General features: G+C 70.4%; 6 protein-coding genes and 1 pseudogene. 6 read left to right on the top strand and 1 reads right to left on the bottom strand.

Features of this window, described 5'->3' with window-relative positions:
* Positions 1-49 precede the first annotated feature (49 nt).
* Positions 50-1,336, top strand: a pseudogene (locus ACR2JA_RS19645) (cytochrome P450).
* Here ACR2JA_RS19645 and ACR2JA_RS19640 read toward each other — a convergent pair.
* On the bottom strand, positions 1,337-2,578 hold the full coding sequence (locus ACR2JA_RS19640; protein ID WP_434010745.1) for a YihY family inner membrane protein: 1,242 nt from the start codon (positions 2,576-2,578) through the stop codon (positions 1,337-1,339).
* 21 nt (positions 2,579-2,599) lie between these two features.
* Between ACR2JA_RS19640 and ACR2JA_RS19635 the strand changes: the two genes are divergently transcribed.
* From ACR2JA_RS19635 to ACR2JA_RS19615, 5 genes are all read left to right on the top strand, one after another.
* The gene (locus ACR2JA_RS19635; protein ID WP_434010744.1) at positions 2,600-3,070 is read left to right on the top strand and encodes a DUF2069 domain-containing protein; all 471 of its coding nucleotides are present in this window, start codon (positions 2,600-2,602) and stop codon (positions 3,068-3,070) included.
* Entirely contained in the window at positions 3,067-4,491 is a 1,425-nt protein-coding gene (locus ACR2JA_RS19630) for an FAD-binding oxidoreductase (protein WP_434010743.1), read from the top strand. Before ACR2JA_RS19635 ends, ACR2JA_RS19630 begins: the two co-directional genes overlap by 4 nt.
* Positions 4,488-5,468, top strand: a complete 981-nt coding sequence (locus tag ACR2JA_RS19625; protein WP_434010742.1) for a transglycosylase SLT domain-containing protein — start codon at positions 4,488-4,490, stop codon at positions 5,466-5,468. The genes ACR2JA_RS19630 and ACR2JA_RS19625 overlap by 4 nt, the downstream gene beginning before the upstream one ends.
* A gap of 313 nt (positions 5,469-5,781) precedes the next feature.
* Positions 5,782-6,942 (top strand): MFS transporter, encoded by a 1,161-nt coding sequence (locus tag ACR2JA_RS19620; protein ID WP_434010741.1) that lies wholly within the window; start codon positions 5,782-5,784, stop codon positions 6,940-6,942.
* Positions 6,943-7,027: 85 nt separating this feature from the next.
* Positions 7,028-7,228 (top strand): thymidylate synthase (locus tag ACR2JA_RS19615; protein ID WP_434010740.1); only part of this gene is annotated, 201 nt, incomplete at its 3' end.

Genomic DNA, 7,228 nt, shown 5'->3' with positions numbered 1-7,228 from the left:
AGAAGAAGCGCGCCTGAAGGCCGCAACGCGCCGACACAATGGTTCGACCATGATCGAACCGTTTGAGATCACCCCGCCGATGAGCGCCGAGCGCGCGCGCGAGATCGCCGCCGGCTTCGACCTGCGCGCGCTGCCGGCCGACTTCCTGGCCAACCCATATCCGGTGTACGCCGCCTAGCGCGAGACCGAGCCGGTGCGCCGCATGCCCGACGGCTCGCTGTTCCTCACGCGCCACGCCGACCTGATGGCGGTGTACCGCGACGCCGCCGTGTTCAGTTCCGACAAGCACGTCGAGTTCGGACCCAAGTACGGCGCGGACTCACCCCTGTACGAGCACCACACCACCAGCCTGGTGTTCAACGACCCGCCGCTGCACACGCGGGTGCGCAAGCTGATCATGGGCGCGCTCACCCGCCGCGCCATCGCCGACATGGAGCCGGGCCTGATCGCGCTGGTCGACCAACTGCTCGACCGCATCGAAGCCCAGGGCGGTGGCGACCTGATCGAGGACTTCGCCGCGGCCATCCCGGTCGAGATCATCGGCAACCTGCTGGGCGTGCCGCACGAAGGCCGTGGCCCGCTGCGCGACTGGTCGCTCGCCATCCTCGGCGCGCTCGAACCCGTGCCCACACCCGAGCAGCACGCCGCCGGCAACCGCAGCGTGAACGAGATGCTGGCCTACCTGCGCACGCTGGTGGCCGAACGGCGCAAGGCCCCTGGCGACCCGGAGCGCGACGTGCTCACACGGCTGATCCAGGGCGAGGCCAGCGGCGAACAGCTCAGCGAGGTCGAGCTGCTGCAGAACTGCATCTTCTTGCTCAACGCCGGCCACGAAACCACCACCAACCTGATCGGCAACGGTCTGGTCCTGCTGCACGAGTTTCCCGAGCAACACAGACAGCTGCTGACCGACCTGCGCACGGCGGCCGACGCCGCAGCCCGCGAGCAGGTGCTGACGCTGGCGGTCGACGAGTGCCTGCGCTTCGAGTCGTCCAACCAGCTGGGCAACCGGCGCGCGCTCGCGCCCTGCACCATCGGCGGCGTCGAGCTGGGCACGGGCACGCTGGTGACGCTGTGCATCGGCGGCGCCAACCGAGACCCTTCCGTCTACGAGAGCCCCGAGACGTTGAACCTGCGCCGCGAAGGCCACAAGCACCTGGCCTTCGGCTTCGGCATCCACCATTGCGCCGGTCTGAGCCTGGCGCGGCTGGAAGGCCGCATCGCCATCGGCCATTTCCTGCAGCGTTTCCCCCGGTTCGAGCTGAGCGCGCCGCCCAAGCGCGGTGGGCGGGCACGGTTTCGCGGTTTTCTTTCGGCGCCGTTCAGGGCCGGCTGATCAGGGCACCGACGGGGCGGCCAGCGCCTGGCCCACGGTCATCTGGCGCAGTCCGCTGGCGCCCCAGAAGGCTTCGGTGCCCGGCGTGGCGGGCAGCAACAGGCGCTCGGCCAGCGGCGCCAGCGCCAGGTGCTGCGGGTCCTGCAGCAGCACGTAACGCTCGTCTTCCTCGTCCAGCCGGCCCAGCCAGTCCAGCGCCACCAGGGCCGCCACCGGCTCCTCCAGGTGCAGCGGGTCCACGCGCAGGGTCTGCGCCAGCGCTTCCAGACTCAAGCCGCGCGGCGGCGCCTCGCGCACCGAATGCAACTGGGCCAGGGCTTCCAGTGCCAGCTGGAAACGCCAGCCCGGCGAATTGCCGCGCCGCGCAATACCAGCCAGCAGGCTGGGCAGGTAGGCCGACACCACCGCGCCCAGCAGCACGATGACCCAGGCCACGTAGAACCACACCAGCAGGATGGGCACGGTGGCGAAGGTGCCGTAGACCACCGAATAGGTGGGCACCTTGGCCAGGTACCAGGCCAGCGCGCTCTTGGCCAGCTCCAGCGCAGTGGCCACGAACAGCCCGCCCACCAGCGAGTGGCTCCAGCGCACCCGGGTGTTGGGCACGTAGCGGTAGAGCGCGGCCAGCCCCACCATCACCAGGGCGAACTGCAGCGCATCGAGCAGGAAACGCACACCGCCGGGCAAGGCCGACACCATGCCCTGGGACGCCGACAACACGTAGGACGTGACGCTCAGGCTCGCGCCCAGCAGCAGCGGCCCCAGTGTCAGCACCGCCCAGTACACCAGGATGCGCTGCGTGAGCGGTCTGGGCGTGCGCACGCGCCAGATGTCGTTGAGCTTGCGGTCGATGGTCAGGATGAGCGCCAGCGCCGTGACCAGCAGGAACAGCGCGCCCACCCAGCCGATCTGGCCGGCCTTGGCGGCGAACTGGTTGAGGTAGTTCAGCACCTGCTTGGCGATGTTCTCGGGCACCAGGCTTTCGATCAGCCAGCGCTGCAGCGTGGTCTGCAGGCGCGCGAACATCGGGAACGCGCTGAAGATGGCCAGCGCCACGGTGAACAGCGGCACCAGCGAGATGGTCGTGGTGAAGGTCAGGCTGGACGCCGTGATGCCCAGGCGGTCTTCGCGGAAGCGCTCGCGCAGGGTCAGTGCGGTGTTGCGCCACGGGAAGCGGCGCAGGTTCTGCCACAGCTCGGCCAGCAGGGTCTGTGCGCCATGCAGGCGCTCGGAAAAGCTCATCCCGGTATCATGCCACCCGCCATGTCCACCCCCCTCCCCCCCACCCCTCTCCCCTCCTCTGCCCGCACCGTGCGCTGGACGCGTGCGCTCGCCGTGGGCAGCCTGCTGGGCCTCATCGTTCTGGGCCTGGCCTGGGAGCTGTGGCTCGCGCCCCTGCGCCCGGGCGGTTCGTGGCTGGTGCTCAAGGTGCTGCCGCTGACCATCCCGCTGGCCGGCCTGCTCAAGAACCGCATGTACACCTACCGCTGGGTCAGCCTGCTGGTGTGGCTGTATTTCACCGAAGGCGTGGTGCGCGCCTGGAGCGACAAGGGCCTGTCGGCCGGCCTCGCCGCCATCGAGGTGCTGCTGTGCGTGCTGCTGTTCGTGGCCTGCGCGGTGCATGTGCGCATGCGCCTGAAGGCCGCCGGCAAGGAAGCCGTGGCCGCCGACGCGGCGCGCCGCGCCATCGAAATCGGCGCCGCGGCCGATCCCGTGCCCGCACCCAAGCCATGAGCCCCCTGCTCGATACCCTGAGCAACGCCGTGGGCGCGGCCCATGTGCTCACGCACGACGACCCCGGCGCCGACCTGTCGGCCTGGGAGCAGGACTGGCGCCAGCGCGCCCGCGGCCGGGCCCTGGCCGTGGTGCGGCCCGGCAGCACCGCTGAGGTGGCCGCCGTGGTGCGCGCCTGTGCCGCCGCCGGGGTGAGCATCGTGCCCCAGGGCGGCAACACCGGCCTGGTGGTCGGCTCGGTGCCCGACGGCAGCGGCACCCAGGTGGTGCTCTCGCTCACGCGGATGAACAAGGTACGCGCCATCGATGCGGCCAACCTCACCATCACGGTGGACGCGGGCTGTGTGCTGCAGGCGGTGCAGGACGCCGCGGAACAGGCCGGTTTCCTGTTCCCGCTCTCGCTCGCGGCCGAAGGCAGCTGCACCATCGGCGGTAATCTGGCCACCAACGCCGGCGGCACCCAGGTGCTGCGCTACGGCAACGCGCGCGAGCTGTGCCTGGGGCTGGAAGTGGTGACCGCGCAGGGCGAGGTCTGGCACGGCCTGTCTGGCCTGCGCAAGGACAACACCGGCTACGACCTGCGCGACCTGTTCGTCGGCAGCGAAGGCACGCTGGGCGTGATCACCGCCGCCACGATGAAGCTCTACCCGCTGCCCGCCGCGCAGCTGACCGCCTGGGCCGCTGTGCCCTCGCTCGACGCGGCGGTGCAGTTGCTGGGGCTGGCCCACCAGCACCTCGGCGCGGGCCTGACCGGCTTCGAGGTCATGGGCCAGTTCGCGCTCAGCCTGGTGGCCAAACACTTCCCGCAGCAGCGGGTGCCGCTGTGGGACGAGCACCCGTACTGCGTTTTGCTGGAAAACAGCGACAACGAATCGGAAGAACATGCGCGCGCGCAGTTCGAACGCCTGCTCGAAACCGCGTTCGAGAACGGTGTGGTCAGCGACGCGGTGGTGGCCGAGAACCTGCAGCAGGCGCACGCGCTCTGGCACATCCGCGAAAGCATCCCGCTGGCGCAGGCCGAAGAAGGCCTGAACATCAAGCACGACATCAGCATCCCGGTCTCGAAGATCCCGGCCTTCTGCGCCGAGACCGACGCCCTGCTGCAGCACGAAGTGCCGGGCGTGCGTCTGGTCAACTTCGGGCACCTGGGCGACGGCAACCTGCACTACAACGTGCAGGCCCCCGAGGGCGGCGATGCCAAGGCTTTCCTGCGGACCATGGAAGAACGCGTCAACACACTGGTGTTCGACGCCGTGGCGCGCTACGATGGCTCCATCAGCGCCGAACACGGCGTGGGCAGCCTCAAGGTGGACAAGCTGCCCGGCTACAAGGACCCGGTTGCCCTGGGCCTGATGCGCGCCGTCAAACAGGCGCTGGACCCCCACAACACCCTCAACCCCGGTCGCGTTCTCTCGGCATGAACACCCGCCTCCTGCGCCGTCTGTCGCGCGCCCTGCCCGCTGCAGCCCTGCTGCTGGGCATGGTCGCGCCGGTGTGGGCGGCCACGGCCGAGCAGGCCCGGCTCTGGCGCGAGCAGGCGCGGGGTTACGAGCACGGCGAGGGCGTGCCGCGCGATCTGCCCACCGCCATCGACCTGTATTGCAGAGCGGCCCAGGCCGGCGACGCGGAGGCCCGTTACAACCTGGGCTGGATCTACGCCAACGGCCGTGGCGTGCCGCGGCACGACGGCTTCGCGGCCTGGTACTTCCAGCAGGCGGCAGACCAGGGCGACGAGCCCTCGCGCCGCATGCTGCGCTCGGTCGGGGTCGACGCCGTCAAGCCGCCCTGCGTGGTCAAGGCCGAGGCTGAAGAAGCCCAGCGCCAGGCCGATGCCTGGGCCGTGACCGGCGTGGCCCTGGCGGCCGAAGGGGCGCACCAGTCGGCCCTGGCCGCCGCCGAAGCCGCGGCCGCCACGCGCTACCGGCAGCTGATCGACACCGCGCAGGAGAAACAGATCATGGCCATCGTGCAGCGCCTGGCGCCCCAGTACGGCGTGCACCCGGGCCTGGCCTACGCGGTCATCCGCGCCGAATCCAACTTCAACCCGCAGGCCGTGTCGGAGAAGAACGCCCAGGGCCTGATGCAACTCATTCCCGAAACCGCGGCGCGCTTCAACGTCACGCAGCCGCTGGACCCGGAGCAGAACATCCGCGGTGGCCTGTCGTACCTGCGCTGGCTGCTGGCCTACTTCAAAGGCGACGTGCCGCTGGTGGTGGCAGCCTACAACGCCGGCGAAGGCGCGGTGGACCGTTACCAGGGCGTGCCGCCCTTTCCGGAAACGCAGGGTTATGTGCGCCGCATCCTGGAGGTGTTCAACCTCCAGCGCCACCCGTTTGACGCCCGCATCACGGCCCCGTCGCCCGAGCTCACGCGCATCGCCGCGCGGCCCCGCTCTTAGGGCCTGTTCACACTGCTTTTCCAAGATGCGTTGCGGATCAAAAAGGCCATGCGCAAGGCGCGAAACGCAGCCGGGGTGTGCCCCCGGCAAGGCTTCGCAACGCCGCACATGGCCTTTTTGGCCACAACCCGAAGGGAATGGGTTGAAAACAGCGCCACTCGTCGTTGCACTCCTAGGCCAGACGCCCAGTCTGGCCGTCGTCGCGCGCCTCGATTGGCACTGTTTTCAACCCATTCGCACTTGGAAATGCAGTGTGAACAGGCCCTAATCCCCGCCGCTCCGCGGCGCGCGCCCAGCCCCTGCGAGCCCGCAATTGGCCCACCTGTTCCTGCTCGGCATCGTCTACCTCTCGTTCATCAGCCTGGGCCTGCCCGACGGCATCCTGGGGGTGGCCTGGCCGGCCATCCGCGCCGACATGGGCCAGCCGCTGGCGGCCGTGGGGCTGCTGACCATCACCGCCACGGTGGCCGCCGCCACCAGTGCCTGGCTCACCGGCCGGGTGGTGGCCCGCGTCGGCACGGGTGCGGTGGTGGCCGGCAGCGCGCTGATGACGGCGCTGGCCCTGCTGGGCTTTTCCGTCGTACCGTCGTTCGCCTGGCTGGTGCTGCTGGCCGTGCCACTGGGCCTGGGCGGCGGCGCGGTGGACACCAGCCTGAACCACTTCGTCGCGGCGCACTACTCGTCGCGCCACATGAGCTGGCTGCACGCCAGCTGGGGCATCGGCGCCACCGCCGGCCCGGCCATCATGGCGCTGGCCTTGGCGAGTCCGCACGGCTGGACCCGCGGCGTGCTGCACATCGGCCTGCTGCAGCTGGCGCTGGCCGCGGTGCTGTGGAGCAGCCTGGCGCTGTGGCGGCGCGAGCACGCGCGGCCGCCCGCGGAGGATGCCGGACACGGATCGGCAGCAGCGCCGCGCGCCCCTGGCCGCCTGGCCCTGTGGCTGGCACCGCTGAGCTTTCTGCTCTACGTCTCGGCCGAGATGGGCACCGGCCTCTGGGCCGCCAGCATCCTGGTGGGCACGCGCGGCGTGGGCGCGGCCCAGGCCGGGCTCTGGGTTTCGGTGTACTTCGGCGCCATCACCGCCGGCCGCGTGGCCGTGGGCCTGGTGGCCAACCGGGTGGGCAACCGGCGCCTGGTGCGCGGTGGTGTCTGGCTGGCGCTGCTGGGTGCCGGACTGTTCGCCCTGCCCGGTCTGCCCGCGGCGCTGTCGTTGGCCGGTCTGTTGCTCATGGGCCTGGGCTGCGCGCCGGTGTTCCCGTCGCTGATGCACGAAACCGCGCGGCGCTTCCCGGCCGACCTGGCGCGCACCGTCATTGGGCGGCAGATGATGGGGTCGTACGCTGGCGGCTCGCTGGTGCCGGCTGCCTTCGGCCTGCTGGCCACCTGGGCCGGCCTGGGCGCGGTCATGCCCGTGGTGCTGGTGCTGCTACTGGCCCTGCTGGCCGTGACCACCGCGCTGGACCGGCTGACCTGAGCCGCGCCGACCCATGCGCCAGACGGACACGCAGCGACGGCGCGAAAGGCACAATGTCGCCCTGCCCTGAACGACCTCCCCGACCATGACCGCCCCCACCACCGCCCGCCCCGTCCGCTCCCAGTACGAAGACTTCATGCGCCACGTTTATGAAAACGGCGTGCAGAAGGGCGACCGCACCGGCACCGGCACCCGCAGCGTGTTCGGCCACCAGATGCGGTTCGATCTGAACGAAGGCTTCCCGCTGGTGACCACCAAGAAGGTGTTCCTCAAGGCCATCATCGTC

Source organism: Hydrogenophaga sp. (assembly GCF_051007235.1).
Taxonomy (GTDB): domain Bacteria; phylum Pseudomonadota; class Gammaproteobacteria; order Burkholderiales; family Burkholderiaceae_C; genus Hydrogenophaga.
Note: the sequence above shows the minus strand (reverse complement) of the source record. Positions and strands in the feature narration are given on the sequence as shown.